19 protein-coding genes are annotated in these 17,307 nt (G+C 73.6%); 8 read left to right on the top strand and 11 right to left on the bottom strand.

All coding sequences use genetic code 11. From position 1 onward, the window contains the following. Positions 1 to 41: 41 nt before the first annotated feature. From QBL21_RS24235 to hisF, 7 genes are read left to right on the top strand one after another with little or no spacing between them, the layout of a single operon-like run. Positions 42 to 1,139 (top strand): histidinol-phosphate transaminase, encoded by a 1,098-nt coding sequence (locus QBL21_RS24235; protein ID WP_407566542.1) that lies wholly within the window; start codon positions 42 to 44, stop codon positions 1,137 to 1,139. After that, positions 1,136 to 1,729, top strand: coding sequence for an imidazoleglycerol-phosphate dehydratase HisB (hisB, locus tag QBL21_RS24230; RefSeq protein WP_407564328.1), 594 nt, complete (start codon positions 1,136 to 1,138; stop codon positions 1,727 to 1,729). The genes QBL21_RS24235 and hisB overlap by 4 nt, the downstream gene beginning before the upstream one ends. Then, positions 1,729 to 1,893 (top strand): hypothetical protein, encoded by a 165-nt coding sequence (locus tag QBL21_RS24225; RefSeq protein ID WP_407564327.1) that lies wholly within the window; start codon positions 1,729 to 1,731, stop codon positions 1,891 to 1,893. Before hisB ends, QBL21_RS24225 begins: the two co-directional genes overlap by 1 nt. Before the next feature lie 59 nt (positions 1,894 to 1,952). Further along, positions 1,953 to 2,621 (top strand): imidazole glycerol phosphate synthase subunit HisH, encoded by a 669-nt coding sequence (gene hisH, locus QBL21_RS24220; RefSeq protein ID WP_407566541.1) that lies wholly within the window; start codon positions 1,953 to 1,955, stop codon positions 2,619 to 2,621. Next, positions 2,621 to 3,361 carry a bifunctional 1-(5-phosphoribosyl)-5-((5-phosphoribosylamino)methylideneamino)imidazole-4-carboxamide isomerase/phosphoribosylanthranilate isomerase PriA gene (gene priA, locus QBL21_RS24215; RefSeq protein ID WP_407564326.1) on the top strand — a complete coding sequence of 247 codons (741 nt, stop codon included), beginning with the start codon at positions 2,621 to 2,623 and terminating at the stop codon, positions 3,359 to 3,361. The genes hisH and priA overlap by 1 nt, the downstream gene beginning before the upstream one ends. Then, positions 3,361 to 3,783, top strand: coding sequence for a Rid family hydrolase (locus tag QBL21_RS24210; protein ID WP_407564325.1), 423 nt, complete (start codon positions 3,361 to 3,363; stop codon positions 3,781 to 3,783). Before priA ends, QBL21_RS24210 begins: the two co-directional genes overlap by 1 nt. Then, positions 3,780 to 4,568, top strand: coding sequence for an imidazole glycerol phosphate synthase subunit HisF (gene hisF / locus QBL21_RS24205; RefSeq protein WP_407564324.1), 789 nt, complete (start codon positions 3,780 to 3,782; stop codon positions 4,566 to 4,568). Before QBL21_RS24210 ends, hisF begins: the two co-directional genes overlap by 4 nt. A 22-nt stretch (positions 4,569 to 4,590) precedes the next feature. Here hisF and QBL21_RS24200 read toward each other — a convergent pair whose 3' ends face one another. Beyond that, positions 4,591 to 5,700: an ABC transporter substrate-binding protein gene (locus tag QBL21_RS24200; protein ID WP_407564323.1), complete on the bottom strand. Its 1,110-nt coding sequence runs from the start codon at positions 5,698 to 5,700 to the stop codon at positions 4,591 to 4,593. A 50-nt stretch (positions 5,701 to 5,750) separates the two neighbouring features. After that, positions 5,751 to 6,371, bottom strand: a complete 621-nt coding sequence (locus tag QBL21_RS24195) for a TetR/AcrR family transcriptional regulator (RefSeq protein WP_407564322.1) — start codon at positions 6,369 to 6,371, stop codon at positions 5,751 to 5,753. Positions 6,372 to 6,488: 117 nt separating this feature from the next. On the opposite strand from QBL21_RS24195, the gene QBL21_RS24190 reads away from it, so the two are divergent. Beyond that, positions 6,489 to 7,661, top strand: a complete 1,173-nt coding sequence (locus QBL21_RS24190; RefSeq protein WP_407564321.1) for a thiolase family protein — start codon at positions 6,489 to 6,491, stop codon at positions 7,659 to 7,661. 67 nt (positions 7,662 to 7,728) lie between these two features. Here the strand turns inward: QBL21_RS24190 and QBL21_RS24185 are convergent, their stop codons facing one another. From QBL21_RS24185 to QBL21_RS24145, 9 genes are all read right to left on the bottom strand, one after another. Next, positions 7,729 to 8,334: a DsbA family protein gene (locus QBL21_RS24185; protein WP_407564320.1), complete on the bottom strand. Its 606-nt coding sequence runs from the start codon at positions 8,332 to 8,334 to the stop codon at positions 7,729 to 7,731. A 130-nt stretch (positions 8,335 to 8,464) separates the two neighbouring features. Beyond that, the gene (locus tag QBL21_RS24180) at positions 8,465 to 8,848 is read right to left on the bottom strand and encodes a winged helix-turn-helix transcriptional regulator (protein ID WP_407564319.1); all 384 of its coding nucleotides are present in this window, start codon (positions 8,846 to 8,848) and stop codon (positions 8,465 to 8,467) included. 263 nt (positions 8,849 to 9,111) lie between these two features. After that, positions 9,112 to 9,522: a tetratricopeptide repeat protein gene (locus QBL21_RS24175; protein WP_407564318.1), complete on the bottom strand. Its 411-nt coding sequence runs from the start codon at positions 9,520 to 9,522 to the stop codon at positions 9,112 to 9,114. 1 nt (position 9,523) lies between these two features. Then, complete coding sequence (locus QBL21_RS24170; protein WP_407564317.1) at positions 9,524 to 10,174, bottom strand: FMN reductase; 651 nt, start codon at positions 10,172 to 10,174, stop codon at positions 9,524 to 9,526. Next, on the bottom strand, positions 10,171 to 11,310 hold the full coding sequence (locus tag QBL21_RS24165) for an LLM class flavin-dependent oxidoreductase (RefSeq protein WP_407564316.1): 1,140 nt from the start codon (positions 11,308 to 11,310) through the stop codon (positions 10,171 to 10,173). The genes QBL21_RS24170 and QBL21_RS24165 overlap by 4 nt, the downstream gene beginning before the upstream one ends. A gap of 258 nt (positions 11,311 to 11,568) precedes the next feature. Next, positions 11,569 to 13,602, bottom strand: a complete 2,034-nt coding sequence (locus tag QBL21_RS24160; protein ID WP_407564315.1) for a glycoside hydrolase family 48 protein — start codon at positions 13,600 to 13,602, stop codon at positions 11,569 to 11,571. 372 nt (positions 13,603 to 13,974) lie between these two features. After that, on the bottom strand, positions 13,975 to 15,345 hold the full coding sequence (locus QBL21_RS24155; RefSeq protein WP_407564314.1) for a glycoside hydrolase family 6 protein: 1,371 nt from the start codon (positions 15,343 to 15,345) through the stop codon (positions 13,975 to 13,977). Positions 15,346 to 15,676: 331 nt separating this feature from the next. Next, complete coding sequence (locus QBL21_RS24150) at positions 15,677 to 16,567, bottom strand: ketopantoate reductase family protein (RefSeq protein WP_407566540.1); 891 nt, start codon at positions 16,565 to 16,567, stop codon at positions 15,677 to 15,679. 57 nt (positions 16,568 to 16,624) lie between these two features. Next, entirely contained in the window at positions 16,625 to 17,230 is a 606-nt protein-coding gene (locus tag QBL21_RS24145; protein ID WP_407564313.1) for a TetR/AcrR family transcriptional regulator, read from the bottom strand. Between the last annotated feature and the right edge of the window lie 77 nt (positions 17,231 to 17,307).

Below are 17,307 nucleotides of genomic sequence, written 5' to 3'. Positions count from 1 at the left end.
GCTCCGCGCCCGTCCCGGCCCCGGGACCGGCGCCGACCGCGATCGACGACCTGCCGATCCGCGCGGAGCTGCGCGGCAAGACCCCGTACGGTGCGCCCCAGCTCGACGTGCCCGTCCGGCTGAACACCAACGAGAACCCCTACCCGCTGCCCGAGCCTCTGGTCCGGCGCATCGCCGAGCGCGTCACCGAGGCCGCCCGCGACCTCAACCGCTACCCCGACCGGGACGCGGTCGAGCTGCGCACCGAGCTGGCGCGCTACCTGTCGCGCACCGCCGGGCACGAGGTCGGCACCGCCCACGTGTGGGCGGCCAACGGCTCCAACGAGGTCATCCAGCAGCTGCTCCAGACCTTCGGCGGCCCCGGCCGCACGGCCATCGGCTTCGAGCCGTCGTACTCGATGCACGGCCTCATCTCCCGCGGCACGGGCACCGGCTGGATCTCCGGCCCGCGGCGCGCCGACTTCACCATCGACGTCGACGCCGCCGAGCGCACCATCGCCGAGCGCCGTCCCGACGTGGTGTTCGTCTGCTCGCCGAACAACCCCACCGGCACCGCGGTCGCCCGCGAGACCGTCCTGCGGCTGTACGAGGCCGCGCAGGCGGCGGGTCCCTCGATGCTCGTGGTGGACGAGGCGTACGGCGAGTTCAGCCACCGCCCGTCGCTGCTGCCGCTGATCGAGGGCCGCCCGCGGCTCGTCCTCACCCGCACCATGTCCAAGGCGTTCGGCGCCGCCGGCCTGCGGCTCGGCTATCTCGCCGCCGACCCCGCGGTGGTCGACGCCGTCCAGCTCGTCCGGCTGCCGTACCACCTGTCCGCCGTCACCCAGGCCACCGCGCTCGCCGCCCTGGAGCACACCGATACGCTTCTCCAGTACGTCGAACAGCTCAAGCAGGAGCGGGACCGGCTGGTGTCGGAGCTGACCGCGCTCGGCTGCGAGGTCACCGAGTCCGACGCCAACTTCGTCCAGTTCGGCCGGTTCCCCGACGCGCACGCCGCGTGGGAACGGCTGCTGGACAAGGGCGTGCTGGTCCGGGACAACGGCGTGCCCGGCTTCCTGCGCGTCAGCGCAGGCACACCGGCGGAGAACGACGCGTTCCTCGATGCGGTGCGCGCGCTGAAGAAGGAGAGCAACTCATGACCCGCGTGGGCCGCGTCGAGCGCACCACGAAGGAGACCTCGGTCGTCGTCGAGCTGAACCTCGACGGCCGGGGCGAGGTCTCAGTGTCGACAGGCGTCGGCTTCTTCGACCACATGCTCGACCAGTTGGGCCGCCACGGCCTCTTCGACCTCACCGTCAAGACCGACGGCGACCTGCACATCGACAGCCACCACACCATGGAGGACACGTCGCTGGCCCTGGGCGCCGCCTTCCGGCAGGCCCTCGGCGACAAGCGCGGCATCGTGCGGTTCGCCGACGCCTCCGTGCCGCTGGACGAGGCGCTGGCCCAGGTCACCGTGGACCTGTCCGGCCGCCCCTACCTGGTGCACTCCGAGCCCGCGGGCATGGCCCCGATGATCGGCGCGGACTACGACACGACGATGACCCGGCACATCCTGGAGTCGTTCGTCGCCCAGGCGCAGGTCGCCCTGCACGTCCACGTCCCGTACGGGCGCAACGCGCACCACATCGTGGAGTGCCAGTTCAAGGCGCTCGCCCGCGCGCTGCGCTACGCCTCGGAGATCGACCCGCGGCAGACCGGTATCCCCTCGACCAAGGGCGCCCTGTAATGAACGGCCTGTCGATTCTGCTGATCTTCGTCGGGCTCTTCCTGCTCGGCGGCGTGATCTCCTTCGTCAAGCAGGGCCAGTCCAAGAACGTGACCGCCGTGCTCGCCATCGGCGCCGCGATGGCGCTCGCCGCCGGCATCCTGCGGCTGGGGGTGTGGGGTTGAGCGACAGCGCCGCGTCCAGCGCCTCCGCCGGCCCCGGGGCCACGGCGGCGCCGGCCGCCGTGCCCGCCGCCCGCCGCGGCGCGCAGCCGGGCGGGCGCAAGAGCGTCGTCGTCTTCGACTACGGCTTCGGCAATGTCCGCTCCGCCGAGCGCGCCGTCGCCCGGGCCGGCGCGGAGGTGGAGATCACCGGTGACTACGACCGGGCGATGGCCGCAGACGGCCTGCTGGTGCCCGGCGTCGGCGCCTTCGCCGCCTGCATGGGCGGCCTGAAGGAGGCCCGCGGCGACTGGGTCGTCGAGCGCCGGCTCGCCGGCGGGCGGCCCGTGCTGGGCATCTGCGTCGGTATGCAGATCCTCTTCGAGCGCGGCGTCGAGCACGGCGTGCGGACCGAGGGCATGGGCGAGTGGCCCGGCACGGTCGAGGCGCTGAAGGCCGACGTCGTGCCCCACATGGGCTGGAACACGCTCGACATCGCCGACGGCTCCCGGATGTTCGCGGGCGTCGACCCCGCGGAGCGCTTCTACTTCGTGCACTCCTACGCCGCCCGCCGCTGGGAGCTGGAGGTGCACAACCCGCGCATCAACCCGCCCGCCGTCACCTGGAGCACCCACGGCGAGCCGTTCGTCGCAGCCGTCGAGAACGGACCCCTGTGGGCCGCCCAGTTCCACCCCGAGAAGTCCGGCGACGCCGGTGCCCTCCTCCTCAAGAACTGGATCGAGACCCTCTGATGACGCCCCGCGAGATGACCACAGCCCTGGAGCTGCTGCCCGCCGTCGACGTCCGGGACGGCCAGGCCGTACGCCTCGTGCACGGCGAGTCCGGCACCGAGACCGGCTACGGCGACCCGCTGGAGGCCGCGCTCACCTGGCAGCGTGCCGGCGCCGAGTGGCTGCACCTCGTCGACCTCGACGCCGCCTTCGGCACCGGCGACAACCGCGCCCGTATCGGCGAGGTCGTCCGGGCGATGGACCTCAAGGTCGAGCTGTCCGGCGGCATCCGCGACGACGCCTCGCTCGCCGCCGCCCTGGCCACCGGCTGCACCCGCGTCAACCTCGGCACCGCCGCCCTGGAGTCCCCCGAGTGGGTCGCGCGGATCATCGCCGAGCACGGCGACCGCGTCGCCGTCGGCCTGGACGTGCGCGGCACCACGCTGCGCGGGCGCGGCTGGACCCGCGACGGCGGCGACCTCTTCGAGACGCTGGCCCGGCTCGACGCCGAGGGCTGCGCGCGCTACGTGGTCACCGACATCGACAAGGACGGCACCCTGCGCGGGCCCAACCTGCAACTGCTGCGCGACGTCTGCGCCGCCACCGACCGGCCGGTCGTCGCGTCCGGCGGCGTCTCCTCCCTCGACGACCTGCGGGCCATCGCCACGCTGGTTCCCGAAGGTGTCGAGGGCGCGATCGTGGGCAAGGCCCTCTACGCGAAGGCGTTCACCATGGAAGAGGCGTTGGAGGCGGTGTCCTGATGGCCGGTGGCGGCGTACGCCGAATCTCGTCCGGTGCCCCCTGGGAGGAGGAGTTCGGCTACTCGCGCGCGGTGGAGCTGCCCAACGGCCTCGTGCTGGTGGCCGGCTGCACCTCCGTCGTGGACGGCGTGGTCGTCGGCGAGGGCGATCCGCACACCCAGGCCATGACCTCCTTCGGCGTCGCGTTCGAGGCGCTGAAGAAAGTCGGCCTGGAGCGCGAGGACATCGTGCGCACCCGGATGTACCTCACCCACGCGCGCGACGTCGAGGCGGTCGGCGGGGCGCACAAGGAGCTGTTCGACGCCATCCGTCCGGCCGCGTCGCTGATCATCGTCTCCGGCTTCGTCGACTCGCGGCTGGTCGTGGAGATCGAGGTCGAGGCGTACCGCCCCGGCGGCTCCCGGGAAGCGGCCGGCGCATGACCCTGGCGGTACGGGTCATCCCCTGCCTCGACGTGGACGGCGGCAGGGTCGTCAAGGGCGTCAACTTCCGCAATCTGCGCGACGCGGGCGACCCCGTCGAGATGGCCAGGGTGTACGACGCGGAGGGCGCCGACGAGCTGACGTTCCTCGACATCACCGCGTCCTCCGGCGACCGCGAGACGACGTACGAGATGGTGCGGCGCACGGCGGAGCAGGTCTTCATCCCGCTGACGGTCGGCGGCGGCGTGCGTACGGTGGCGGACGTGGACCGGCTGCTGCGCGCGGGCGCCGACAAGGTCGGCGTCAACACCGCGGCGATCGCCCGGCCGGAGCTGATCCGCGAGATCGCCGAGCGCTTCGGCAGCCAGGTGCTGGTGCTGTCGGCGGACGCGCGGCGGTGCGGCGACGGCGCGGCGACGCCCTCGGGCTTCGAGGTGACGACGCACGGCGGGCGGCGCGGCACGGGCATCGACGCCGTCGAGTGGGCGCAGCGGGCCGCGGAGCTGGGGGCGGGGGAGATCCTGCTCAACTCCATGGACGCCGACGGCACCAAGGACGGCTACGACACGGAGATGATCGCCGCGGTGCGCAAGCACGTGACGGTCCCCGTCGTCGCCAGCGGCGGCGCGGGGCGGCTCGGCCACTTCCCGCCGGCGGTCGACGCGGGCGCGGACGCGGTGCTGGCGGCGTCGGTGTTCCACTTCGGGGATCTGCGGATCGGCGAGGTGAAGGAGACGCTGCGCGCGGCGGGCCACGCGGTACGGGGCGGGCCGGCCAAGGCCTGAGCGGCGCCTGCCGGGTGCCGCCTCAGCCGGCGCGCAGGACCCGGAAGCGGCCGGGCTCGGCCGGGTCCCGGTCGACGACCTGGACCGGCGGCCAGGCCCACTGCCACACGTCTATCCCGGGCACGCGCGAGAACCGGATCGGCCCGCGGGTCCCGTCGACCGCGACGTCCGCCCAGGCCGGGTCGGTACGCGCCGCGTCCGCACCCCGGCGGCGCAGCACGTCGGCGAGGACGGCGACGGTGTCGTAGCCCTCGAAGGCGACGAACGAGGGCGCCTCGGCGAGCCGTTCGCGCAGGGCCGCCTCGACGCGTACGCCCAGCGGCGTGGGGCTTTCGGGCAGGTAGCGCAGGAACGGGACCGCCGCGCCCTCGGCGCCCAGCAGCGCCGCCCACTCCGCGAACTCCGGCTGTCCGGCCGGGGCGCCGATCAGCATCCCGGCCAGGCGCGGGTCGCGGCGTACGGACCGGACGAGCGGGACCGCGGGCTCCGGGTGGCCGACGAGCAGCAGCAGGGCGGTCGCGCCGCTGCCGGCGAGTGCATCGCACACGGCCGCGGGGGTGAGCGCGCCCACGTCGAGTTCGGTCAGGGAGCCGCCGCGCGGGGCGAGATGGTCGTGCAGGATACGGGTCCCGGACGCCCAGTACACGCTCGGCTGGGCCGCCACGGCGAGCCGGCGGTGGCCGGCGTCGAGGAGGTGGTCCGCGTAGAGCCGCCAGCCGTGGGACTGCGCCGGGGCGATCCGCGCGACGCCGTCCGCCGGCTGCTCGGTGAGCGCGTCGAGGACCGCCGACGAGCACAGGAACGGCACGCCGAGGTTGTCGGCCCGGGCGGCGGCGGCGCGGGCGACGACGCTGTGGTACTCGCCGGCCAGCGCGGCGACGCCCAGCCCGGCCAGTTCGTCCACGGCCGCCGCGGCCCGCCGCGGGTCGGCCGCGGTGTCGCGTACCAGCAGCTCAAGGGGCCTGCCGGCGATCCCGCCGGCGTCGTTGACCTCGTCGGCGCCCAGTTCCAGACCGGCGATCAGATGCCGCCCGGCCTCGGTCCAGCCGGGCGGGGTGAGCGGGGCGAGGGCGCCGATGCGTACGGGCTCGTCGTCGCGCCGCGGGCGCGCCTGGGTGACCATGGCGGCCATTGGACCGGTCGAGGGACCGGGCGGCAACCGATTATCGGTCCGCGGACCGTTCACCCGGCGCGGGCCGCCGCCGCGCCGGGCAGCGCCGCCACCAGCCGGTCCACCTGCCGCAGCGACGCCGCGAGCACCGCGTCCGGGTCCGGCGCGTGCGCCACCGCCATCGCGCACTCGCACAGCGCCCCGAAGACCACCGACGCCATCGCGTCCAACTCCACCGCCGGCACGGAGCTTTCGCCGCCGGCGTGCACCGCCTGCTCCACCCCGCGCCGCGTCATCGCCCGGCAGTCCGCCTGCACCTCGCGCATCACCGCCCAGCCCAGCGCCCCCGGGGCGTCGAGCAGCGTGATCCGCTGCGTGCCGGGCTCGATGGAGCCGGTGAGGAACGCGCGCTGGCCCGCGCGCAGCCCGTCCCAAGGGTCCTGGCAGGCGCGGAAGGCGTCGGCGATGGCGTCGCGCAGCCGGTGCTGCTCGGCCTCGTAGACGGCGCGGAAGAGGGTCTGCTTGTTGCGGAAGTGGTGGTAGAGCGCGCCCTTCGTGATGCCCGCCTGCGCGCAGATCGCGTCGAGGGAGGCGGCGGCGTAGCCGGTCCGGGCGAAGTGCGCGCGGGCGGCGCCGACCAGGTCCTTCGTCGTCGCCGCCGTGCGCTCCTGCTGCGTTCTGCGGGTCTTCATGCGCGCATTCTAGGCGGGGCGTACCCTGTACATACGTACTCCCGGTATGTAACTCTTCGGTAGCCCGGTCGGGACGGGAACCTGCCGAGCAGAGCAGCGAGAGAGGGGCGTACGCCCATGACCACCACCGCAGTCGTCGTCGACGCCGTCCGCACCGCCTCCGGCAGGGGCAAGCCCGGCGGCGCCCTGTCCGGCGTCCACTCCGTCGACCTGCTGGCCGAGGTGCTGCGCGCGCTCGCCGACCGCAACGGCCTCGACCCCGCGCGGCTCGACGACGTGATCGCCGGCTGCGTCACCCAGGCCGCCGACCAGTCGTTCAACGTCGCCCGCAACGCCGTGCTCGCCGCCGGGTTCCCCGAGTCCGTGCCCGGCACCACCGTCGACCGGCAGTGCGGCTCCTCGCAGCAGGCCGCGCACTTCGCGGCGCAGGGGGTGATGGCCGGGGCGTACGACATCGCCGTGGCCGCCGGCGTCGAGTCGATGAGCCGGGTGCCGATGGGCACGGCCGCCGTCGGCCGGGACCCCTTCGGCGACCGCCTCGCCGCCCGCTACCCCGGCGGGCTGATCGCCCAGGGCCACTCCGCGGAGCTGATCGCGGCGCGGTGGGGCCTGGGGCGTACGGAGCTGGACGCCTTCTCGGAGCGCTCGCACCGGCTGGCGGTACGGGCGTGGGAGCAGGGCGTCTTCGACGCGGACGTGGTGCCGGTGGGGGAGCACCGCAGGGACGAGACCGTACGGCCGTCGACCACCCTGGACGGCCTCGCCGCGCTCAAGCCGTCCTTCTACGACCCGGCCGTCGCCGAGCGCTTCCCCGAGATCGGCTGGCACATCACCCCGGGCAACTCCTCGCCGCTCACGGACGGGGCCTCCGCCGTGCTGATCATGAGCGAGGAGCGGGCCGCGGACCTGGGCCTCAAGCCGCGTGCGCGGTTCCACTCCTTCGCGGTGACCGGCGACGACCCGGTGCTGATGCTGATGGGCGTCGTACCGGCGACCCGGAAGGTGCTGTCGAAGGCCGGCCTCACGGTGGCCGACATCGACGCCTTCGAGGTGAACGAGGCGTTCGCGCCGGTGCCGCTGGCGTGGCAGCGCGACGTGGGCGCCGACCCGGAGCGGGTCAACGTCCACGGCGGCGCGATCGCCCTGGGCCACGCGCTGGGCGCGTCGGGCACGCGGCTGCTGGGCACGCTGCTCGGCGCGCTGGACGCGGTGGACGGCCGCTACGGGCTCCAGGTGATGTGCGAGGCGGGCGGCCTGGCGAACGCGACGATCGTGGAACGGCTGAACTAGCCTCCGCCGCCCGGACCTTCGCCGTGTCGACCCTCACGCGGGTCGGCAACGCCCGTGGCCGATGCGCCTAGGTCCGGCAGGCGGTGATCGCGCGGATGAGTTCGTCCGTGTCCGGGCCGGCGAGCCCGTACCCGCCGTCGATCACCACCGTCGGCACCCCCGTGACCCCCAGTTCGCGGGCACGGGCCAGGTCGGCGGCGACGTCCGCCGCGTAGGCGGCGCCGGGCGGCAGGGCGGGCAGGCCCGCCTCCGACGCGATGGCGGCCAGGGTGGCGGGGTCGCCGATCCAGCGGCCCTCGACGGCGTACGCACGCATGAGCCGGTCGACGACGTCGTCGGCCGCACCCCGGGTCGCCGCGTGGTGGACGAGCCGGTGGGCGTCGAAGGTGTTCGCGACGAGGGCCCGGTCGAGTCGGTACTCCAGCCCCTCCCGGGCGGCCAGGGCGGTGACCATGGCCAGGCGGCGATCGTTCTCGGCACGGCTCACGCCGTAGCGGTTGAGGTGCGCCTCGGGCAGCGTCCACCGGACGCCGCCGGGGTAGTCGGGGTCGAGCTGGAAGCTGCGCCAGACGACGTCGGCCGGCTCACCCAGCCGTTCGAGCGCGGACCGGAGGCGGCGCTTCCCGATGTAGCACCACGGACAGACCATGTCGGAGAAGACTTCGATCTTCATGGAAAGCGAGGCTAGGCAGGTAACTCACCATCGGAAAGGACGTACCTTCGGGTAAGCCGTGCACCCCCGGGTACGCCTCCACGTCCGCGCGCCGCGGCGCGTGGACGATGTGTCACACGTCACTCGGTGGTCATGCGCCGGCGTCGTCGTCGTAACGCTCCTGCGCCCTCAGGATGTCGGGCGTGCAGCGGGTGACCCACCCCACCAGGGCCTGCACATGCCCGGCCAGCTCCGTCCCGAGCGGGGTGAGGGAGTACGTGACCTTCGGCGGGGAACTGGGCTCCACCTCGCGGGCGACCAGGCCGTCGCGGCAGAGCAGCCGCAGGTTCTGCGCGAGCATCTTCTCGCTGATGCCGCCGATGTGGTCGCGCAGCGCGTGGAAGCGCATCGGGCCGCTGCCCAGTGAGGTGATGATCAACGTGCCCCAGCGGCTGGCCACATGGTGGAGGACGACCCGGCTCGGACAGTCGTCGTCGAACGGCCCCCGCACCACGCGGGCTGCGGCCCCGCCCATCCCTCGCCCCTTCGTCCGGCCGGCCTGCCACGGCCCGGCCCGGTCGGACGACCGTCGGCGGCACCCTGCTCCGCACCGCGCCGAGCCCCGAGCCCGGACCCGTGCACGACTCTACCCACCCGTCCCGTCCGCGACCTTCCCCGGAGCCGGGCTCCTCTGCGGTAGGTGAAGGCGGTCGCGCCGGTCACCTGCCGGTGATCCCGGGCCGGCGACCGCCCCGCGGGGGCGTGGCGCCGCGGCGCCACGCCCTCCGGTGCCCGCCGCTAGGCGCCGAGCGCCTCCGCCGTGCGCAGGGCGCCCGTGGCCTCCTCGTCGCGGCCCTGGCGCTGGAGCGTACGGCCCAGCATCAGGTGGGCGTAGTGCTCGACCGGGTCGCGGTCGAGGACCGCGCGCAGCTCCGTCTCGGCGCGGCGCAACTGCGCGGAGTGGTAGTACGCCCGGGCCAGCAGCAGCCGCGGCGCGACCTGCTCGGGGTACTCCTCGACCACCGCGGCCAGCAGCTTCGCCGCGCCCGCGTAGTCCTTCGCGTCGAAGAGCGTCCCGGCCCGCTCCCAGCGGGACGCCGCGTCCGCCGCGTCCGGCGCCGAGAAGAGGGTCAGCGCGTCGCTCCAGCGGCTCGCCGCCGGCTCGCCGTCCGGGCCGTAGGCGTTGAAGCCCCGGAACTCCTCGGTCATGTCACTCCTTCCGGATGTCCGGCCGCAGTGCGGCCAGTTGCTGCTCGAACGGGACCACCTGCTCGGCGCCGCCGCCCGCCGGGCGGGGCTGGCGGCCGTGCATCAGCTCGGCCAGCTCGCCCGCCGCCCGGGCGATACGGGTGGGCAGGGTGTCGGTCAGCGGGTCGCCGCTGCCGCCCCAGTCGTCGGCCGCCGCGTAGACCCCGGTCGGCACGACGACGGACCGCAGGTAGGCGAAGAGCGGGCGCATCGCGTGCTCCAGCACCAGCGAGTGCCGCGCCGTCCCGCCGGTCGCCGCGACGAGCACCGGCTTCCCGGTCAGCGCGCCGTCGTCCGCCGCCCCGATCACGTCGAAGAACGACTTGAACAGCCCGCTGTACGAACCGGAGAAGACCGGCGTCACGGCGATCAGGCCGTCGGCGCCCGCGACCGCGTCGATCGCCTTGCCGAGGGCCGCGGACGGGAAGCCGGTGACCGTGTTGTTGGCGATGTCCGACGCCAGGTCGCGCAGCTCGACCACCTGCACCTCGACCTGCCGGCCGTCGTCGGCCGGCTGCCGCCGTACCGCCTCGGCCAGCCGGTCGGCGAGCAGCCGGGTGGACGACGGCACGCTCAGCCCGGCCGAGACCACGGTCAGCTTCAGCGCGGTCACTTCGCCACCTCCTCCTTCGCCTTGCCCTGCTCGTTCCTGTCGCTCTGCTCGCTCCTGCTGCTCTTCTCGGCCGCCGCCACGCGGGCCGCGTGGGTGGGGGCCTCCGGCACGCCCGCCGGGCGGTTCTTCGCGAACTCCTCGCGCAGCACCGGCACGACCTCCTCGCCGAGCAGGTCGAGCTGCTCCAGGACCGTCTTCAGCGGGAGCCCCGCGTGGTCGAGCAGGAAGAGCTGGCGCTGGTAGTCCCCGAAGGACTCGCGGAACGTCAGCGTCTTGTCGATGACCTCCTGCGGGCTGCCCACGGTCAGCGGCGTCTGCTCGGTGAACTCCTCCAGCGAGGGCCCGTGCCCGTACACCGGCGCGTTGTCGAAGTACGGCCGGAACTCGCGTACCGCGTCCTGCGAGTTCTTCCGCATGAACACCTGCCCGCCGAGGCCGACGACCGCCTGTTCGGGGGTGCCGTGCCCGTAGTGGGCGTAGCGCGTGCGGTACAGCTCGATCAGCCGCTGGAAGTGCTCCTTCGGCCAGAAGATGTTGTTGGCGAAGAAGCCGTCGCCGTAGTACGCGGCCTGCTCGGCGATCTCCGGCGAGCGGATGGAGCCGTGCCAGACGAACGGCGGCACGCCGTCCAGCGGGCGCGGGGTGGAGGTGAAGCCCTGGAGCGGGGTGCGGAAGCGGCCCTCCCAGTCGACGACGTCCTCGCGCCACAGCCGGTACAGCAGCGCGTAGTTCTCCACGGCCAGCGGGATGCCCTGCCGGATGTCCTGGCCGAACCAGGGATAGACGGGACCGGTGTTGCCCCGGCCCATCATCACGTCCACCCGGCCGTCCGCGAGGTGCTGGAGCATCGCGAAGTCCTCGGCGATCTTCACCGGGTCGTTCGTGGTGATCAGCGTGGTGGACGTGGACAGGATCAGCCGCTCGGTACGCGCCGCGATCCAGCCCAGCATGGTGGTGGGGGACGAGGGGACGAACGGCGGGTTGTGGTGTTCGCCGGTGGCGAAGACGTCGAGGCCGACCTCCTCGGCCTTCAGCGCGATCGCGGTCATCGACGTGATCCGCTCGTGCTCGCTGGGCACCCGACCCGTGGTGGGGTCCTGGGTGACGTCACCGACACTGAAGATCCCGAACTGCACCGGACTCACCCTCTCCGTGGTTGAAAGCTCAATCACACCGGAGAACGCGTGTCGGCGCAACCCTATTCCCCCGCCGTGTTACGGCAGGATCCCGGCAGGTCGGAGCCCCGGTACGGGTCCGCGCGGGGTCAGGGACGAAGGCCCGTACCGGGGCGTAGCGGGCGGCCGGGCCCGGCCTCCCGCACCGGGCCCGACCGGCGCCGGCGAGCCGGCCGGCGGCCCCGCGGTGCGGGGCCGGGTCCCGGCCGGCTCACCGCGTCAGGCGGACGGGAACAGCTCGGCGTACACCGCGAAGGCGATCGCCAGCCCCGCCTGCGCCCAGAAGCGGTGGTACGTGAACTCCGGCGCCGGCCCGCCGTCCAGGTGGGCCTGCACCTTCGGCCAGTCCGGGTCGTCGCGGTACCAGGAGCGCAGCTCGATGAACGTGACGCCCGGCTCGATGGTGTCGCCGTTCGGCATCGTCCCCGACCAGCCGTCCGGGACGTACACCTCGTCGGTGAAGCGCCCGTAGTCGGCGCGCGTCTCCGGCACCGCGATGCCCAGGCCGTCGGCGTTCGCGGCCAGCGCGTCCAGCAGCCGCTTGGCCACGTCGGCCGTCGCGGTGTCGCCGGCCTTGGCCGCGTAGTACGTCAGCGTCTTGGCCAGCGCCGAGGCGACGCCCACGTCCGTGCCGTACTCCGCGACCGAGACGTGCAGCCCGGCGTTGTCGCCCGGGCTCGCCGGGTCCCAGGTGTCCGGTGCGCCGTCCCACGACAGCGTCGCCGGGATCCGGAACGTGCCGTCGGCCTCCGCGGTGATCTCCGGGGTGACCCAGGCGACCCACTTCTCCAGCAGCTCCTGCGCCGTGGCGTTGCCCGAGGCGTAGTACAGCTCCGCGACCCGCTCCATGCCCCAGCACTGCATGCCGAACCAGTTGTTGCTGGGCGGGTCGTGGTAGACGGGCTGCCAGTCGTAGGCCATGCCGTAGAAGGTGGGCGTGCCGGCGGGCGGGGCGCCGTACTGGCCCTCCCAACTGTTGGTGCAGCCGCCGGCGATCCCGCCCTCCGTGGACTGGAGCCAGCGCAGGAACTCCAGTTGCCGGGTCAGGCTCGTCGACCAGTCGCTCTTCGCGGTGGGGGACTTGGGGGTCAGCTCGGGCACGGTGGACAGCGCCCAGGCGGCGAAGGGGTTCTGGTAGCCTTGGTGGGAGGCGCCGTCGCCGATGCGCCACGCCCAGCCGCCGCCACCGCCCGCGGCCCCGCCCCAGGCGTAGTACCAGGACAGCAGGTAGTGCTGCGAGCTGCGGCCGGAGCCGGCCGGGCAGCCGGTGGGGCTGGTGCAGTCGCCGATCTGCTTGAAGTACTTGTCGAACATCGAGTAGCGCAGGTAGTCGCCCATCTTCGCGGCGCGCTCCACCGACGCGGAGATCTGGCCCTCGTTGCCCTGCGCCGTGGCCCAGGTCAGCGCCCAGTACGCGGCCTGCACGGCGCGCGCGTCGGCGTCCGGGGCGTTGGTGTACTTCCACTGGCGCGCGTAGGAGGCGTCGCCGACGAAGAGGTCGAGGTAGCCGTTGGGGCCGCCGAACTCGAAGAGGTCCGTCGTCGGCTGCGGGATCGTCTCCCAGACGGACTCCTGGGAGCCGCGCTGGTAGCTGTTGATGTACGACGGGCCGGGGCCCGGGCCGTTCTGGCCGCCGGTGCCGGGCGTGTTGCCGTAGCCGTACGTGTTGTCGACATCCATCAGCCAGTGCATGCCGTAGATGTTCATCGTCCCGTGGGCGGAGGCCAGTTCGGCGGCGAGCGGGTCCTGGCCGACGGAGACGGACTGGTCGAGCTGGGCGGGGTAGTCCGCCGGGTCCGGGTGCTCGGGCGCATAGGTGGCGGGCGCGCTCGGGTTGTACGAGCTGTTGGTGGGCTGGTCGGCCTGGGTCGGGATGATGTACTGCTCGGCCGCCTCCCAGGAGGTGTTGAACGGGCCCCAGTCGCCGGTGACCCTGCCGTACACGGCCTCCAGCCACATCCAGTAGCTGAACGCCTCGGACGTTGTCTCGTGCCCGTGGTCGGGCGCCTCGACGATCAGCGTCTCGACGCTGTGGTACGGGATGCCGTCCGGGCTGAAGTACCCGTTGGCGGGGTCCTTGATCTTCTCGTACTGCGCGAGGAAGAGATCGTCGTACGGACCCTGCGGGGCCGCGACGGTGCTCTGCTCGGGGGCCGTGCCGGCCCGGGCGGCGGTGGGCGCTCCGACGGCCGTCGCGAAGGCGGCGCCGCCGGCCGCGGCGGTGAACCGCCGGCGGGACAGTGACTTGGACATGGGGGGTCTCCTCGGGGAGCCCGCGGGCGCGTGGCCCGGCGGGAGGGGTGGAGGGTGTGGGGATGCGCGGCTGCGGGGGTGGGGGGTGATGAACCCGGGGCCGGGCGGGCCGCACGGGGTCCGGCGGACGGCCGGTGGCCGCCCGGCGGACGGCCCGGCGGATGGCCGGTGGCCGGCCGGTGTACGGCCGGCGGAACGGCCGGTGTACGGGCCCGGACCGCCGGCGGTCGGACTGGCGGACGGGGCCGGCGGTCGTACCGGCGGTCGGGCCTGTGGATGCCCGGTGGCGGCCGTCCCGGGGGCCGCCACCGGGCCGCTCCGCCGCCGGGATCCGGCGGCCGGCGGCGGAGGGTGGGAGGGAACCCGCGCGTGCTAGTTCACCGGCGGGTTGGCGTTGGCCAGCAGCTCCTCGAACTGGGCCTGGAACCAGTGGCCGGAGATCGGAGCGCCGTCCAGGGCGCCCGACATGTTGTACTGGTTGCGGGCGTTGCCCTCGTACGTCGGGTCGCACATCCGGTCGAAGCCCTTGTCGTCGTCCGGGATCTCCTCGCTGGCGCCGTCCGACTCACCCGGGGGCTTGATCCAGGCGTAGGCGTGGATGTTGGGCGCGGGCGAAGCGGTCGGCCGCTCGCCGAGACCGGCACCGGACTGGTTGCACCAGTTGCCGAGGTGGATCCGGCGGTCGGTGCGGCTGTCGTTGACGTAGTCCTCACCGGGCCCGGAGATGTCGCCGGGGCCGGTGGGCCGGTCGGCGCCGCCCCAGCCGTTGCGCGAGGTGTCGATGATCGCGCCCATGCCGGACGGGAACCCGGCGTCCGGTATCGCCTCGGTCACGAACGCCTGCGCGAAGGACTGCTCGTCCACGTAGCGGTTCCAGTCCACCCACGAGCTGTGCCCCTCGCGGATGGGACCGTCGCCCGCCCTGTCGTCGATCGAGAAGTACGGCTCCACCGTGGCGCCGTAGTTCGCGGTGTTGGCGGCGAAGCCGGTGACGTCCTCGGGCGAGGCGCCCTCGGTGTTGGCGGCCTCGTAGAGCAGGTCGGCGGTCGCCTGGAAGTTGTCGTCCCAGCCGATCCAGCCGTGGTGGCCGATGTCGATGTAGTTGTAGACGTTGCCGTTGTCGCCCGTCGTGGCCAGGTTGTAGCCCACGCCCTTGACGTAGTTGCCGTTCGCCTTCATCACGTCGCACTCGGGCGTCCCCGTCGGGCGGCCGCTGACGTTGGTGATGAGGTTGGGCAGCGAGTCGATCTCGACGATGTTGATGATCTTGAGGCCCTCGTACGCCGGGTCGTCGAGGATCTCGTCGATCGGGTCGATGAACTCGTTCTTGTACCGGTCGATCTCCTCCGGGCCCAGCTCGCCCCGGGAGGCGAGCGCGGCGCAGTCACGGCCGGGCAGGTTGTAGGTGACGATCTGGATGGCGTCGGCACCCTGCGCCAGCGCCTCGTCCATGTGCTCGCGCAGACCCATGGTGTTGGAGCCCGCGGAGCCGCCCGTGATCGCCTCGATGCTGTCGAGCCACACGGCGGTCGGGGTGTCGGCGATGGCCGAACCGCCGCCCTCGGTGGCCGCGGCCGACCAGTCGGGGTTCACGTAGAGCTGGCTGCCCTCGTACGGGTTGTCGCCCGGGGCGGCGACCTCGGCCGCCGCGGGGGGTGCGGACAGCGAGTACACCAGCAGGGTGCCGGTGGCGGCCAGCGCGGCGGCGCTGACGCCGGTGATCTGGAGGCGTGACTTTCTCATCGGCTCTCCTTCCACGCCCGTGAGGGCGTTGGCTGTGGGGGGAGTGGGGGGTTGTGTGGGGGGCGGTGCAGGAGCGCGCGTTACTGACGAGTACATGTCAATACTTGACCTTCCCTCCGCGCGTCCCTCGCGGTGGTGTGTGAAGGGTGGGAGCGCTCCCATATCGCGTTGCGAGGCTAACAGCTCAAATAAGTGTTGTGAAGGGTCCGCCCGCGAGGACGGACGTCTTCACTGGTCGTAGGCGCACAACGGGCAGGCGGGGCAGGGTGCTTCGGCGCCGCGGCCCCGCCGTGTGCGCTACGTGCCCTCCGGGTGCCGGGCGTCCGCCGCGCTACCCGGCCGCCCGGGCCCCGATCTCCGCGACCAGCCGCTCCGCCACCGGCGCCGCGATCCCGTGCGTCCGCGCGCCGCGCAGCAGCGCGCCGCCGATGGCGTCGAGTTCGAGAGGGCGGCCCGCCTCCGCGTCGCGGAGCATCGAGGACTTCGTACGGGCCGGGAAGGTGTCGTACATCGCCGCGACCGCGTCCGCGTCCACCCGCGCCCCGCACGCGCCGGCGACCGCGGCGGTCTCCGCCAGCAGCGCCAGCATCTCGTCCCGGTGCGCGGTGCGTACGCCGCCGACGGGCAGGCCGTGGCGGGTGGTGAGCAGCGCCATGGGGGCGAGGAAGGCCATCTTCGTCCACAGGACGCTCGCCTCGTCGTCGAACACCTGCGTCTCCACCCCGGCGGCGGCCAGCACGCGCGCCACCGCCTCCAGCCGCTCGCGCGGCGCCGTCGCCGAGGCGAGCGAGACCTTCGTGAACGGGCTGCCGTGCTCGATCAGCCCGGGCGCGATCCGGGTGGACTCCACGGTGATGGTGCCGGCGGCGATCTGCCCGGGGCGGTAGCGCTCGCGCAGGGCGGCCATGTGGTCGACGCCGTTGAGCAGGGGCACCACGAGGCCGTCGCCGAGCACCGCGGGCGGCACCCGCTCCAGCGCGGCCTCGAAGGCGGTGGCCTTGACCGCGACGACGCACAGGTCCACCGGTGCGCGCAGCTCGGTGTCACCCGCCACGTGGGTGGCGAAGTCACCGAACTGCCTGCTGTTGACGGTGACCCCGTCCGCCTGGAGGGCGCTGGCGGTCCCGGTGCCGGCCAGCGCGGTCACCCGGTGCCCGGCCCGGGCCAGCAGCCCGGCGAGCAGCCCGCCGACCCCGCCGGGGCCGAGGACGGCAGCGTTCATCGTGTCCATGCGGAGCAGTAAAGGCCACCTGGCCGGTGGCGTCCACACCGCCCGCGGTCAGCTCCGCGGCGCCGCCGCGACGAGCTGGGCGAGGTGCACGGCGGCGTCGCGCAGCGGGGTGTCGTCCGCGGTCACCCGGGTCAGCAGCTCGGCGCCCTCCAGGGTGGCGATGACCGTACCGGCCAGCGAGCGGGCCGCCGCGGGATCGATGCCGCTCCGGGTGAGCTTCACCATGATCAGGTCACGCCAGTCGGTGAGCGCCCGGGTCGCGGCCTCCTGGAGCCCGGGGACGCGGCCGATGGTCTCCAGGGCGGTCACCGCGACCGGGCAGCCGTCGGTCCACTCCGACCGCCTGAGGTCCTCGGCGAGCAGCAGCGCGCAGGCGGCCGTGGCCTCCGCCGGGTCGGCGGCGGAGGCGAGGCCCCGCGCCAGCAGCTCGCCGAACTCGCGGGCGCCGTGACGCATCGCCTCGACGGCCAGCTCCTGCTTGCCGCCGGGGAAGAAGTGGTAGACGGAGCTGGGCGAGGCGTGGGCGGCGGTGGCGATGCGCTTGACCGACGTGCTCTCGTACCCCTGCTGCTGGAGCAGCAGGGACGTGGCCTGGATGATCCGGCGCCGGGTGCCGGCGTCGATCGCGCGGTCGCGCGGTGCGGTGGCTGCCATGGCGCCGAGTCTACTGGGTGGAACGTTCGATCCAATTGTGCCGTATGCTGTGGAACGAACGTTCCAACCAGAGTGAT

Source organism: Streptomyces sp. 184 (assembly GCF_045781775.1).
In the GTDB taxonomy this organism is placed as follows: Bacteria; Actinomycetota; Actinomycetes; order Streptomycetales; family Streptomycetaceae; genus Streptomyces.
This window is presented reverse-complemented; position numbering and strand designations above follow the sequence as displayed.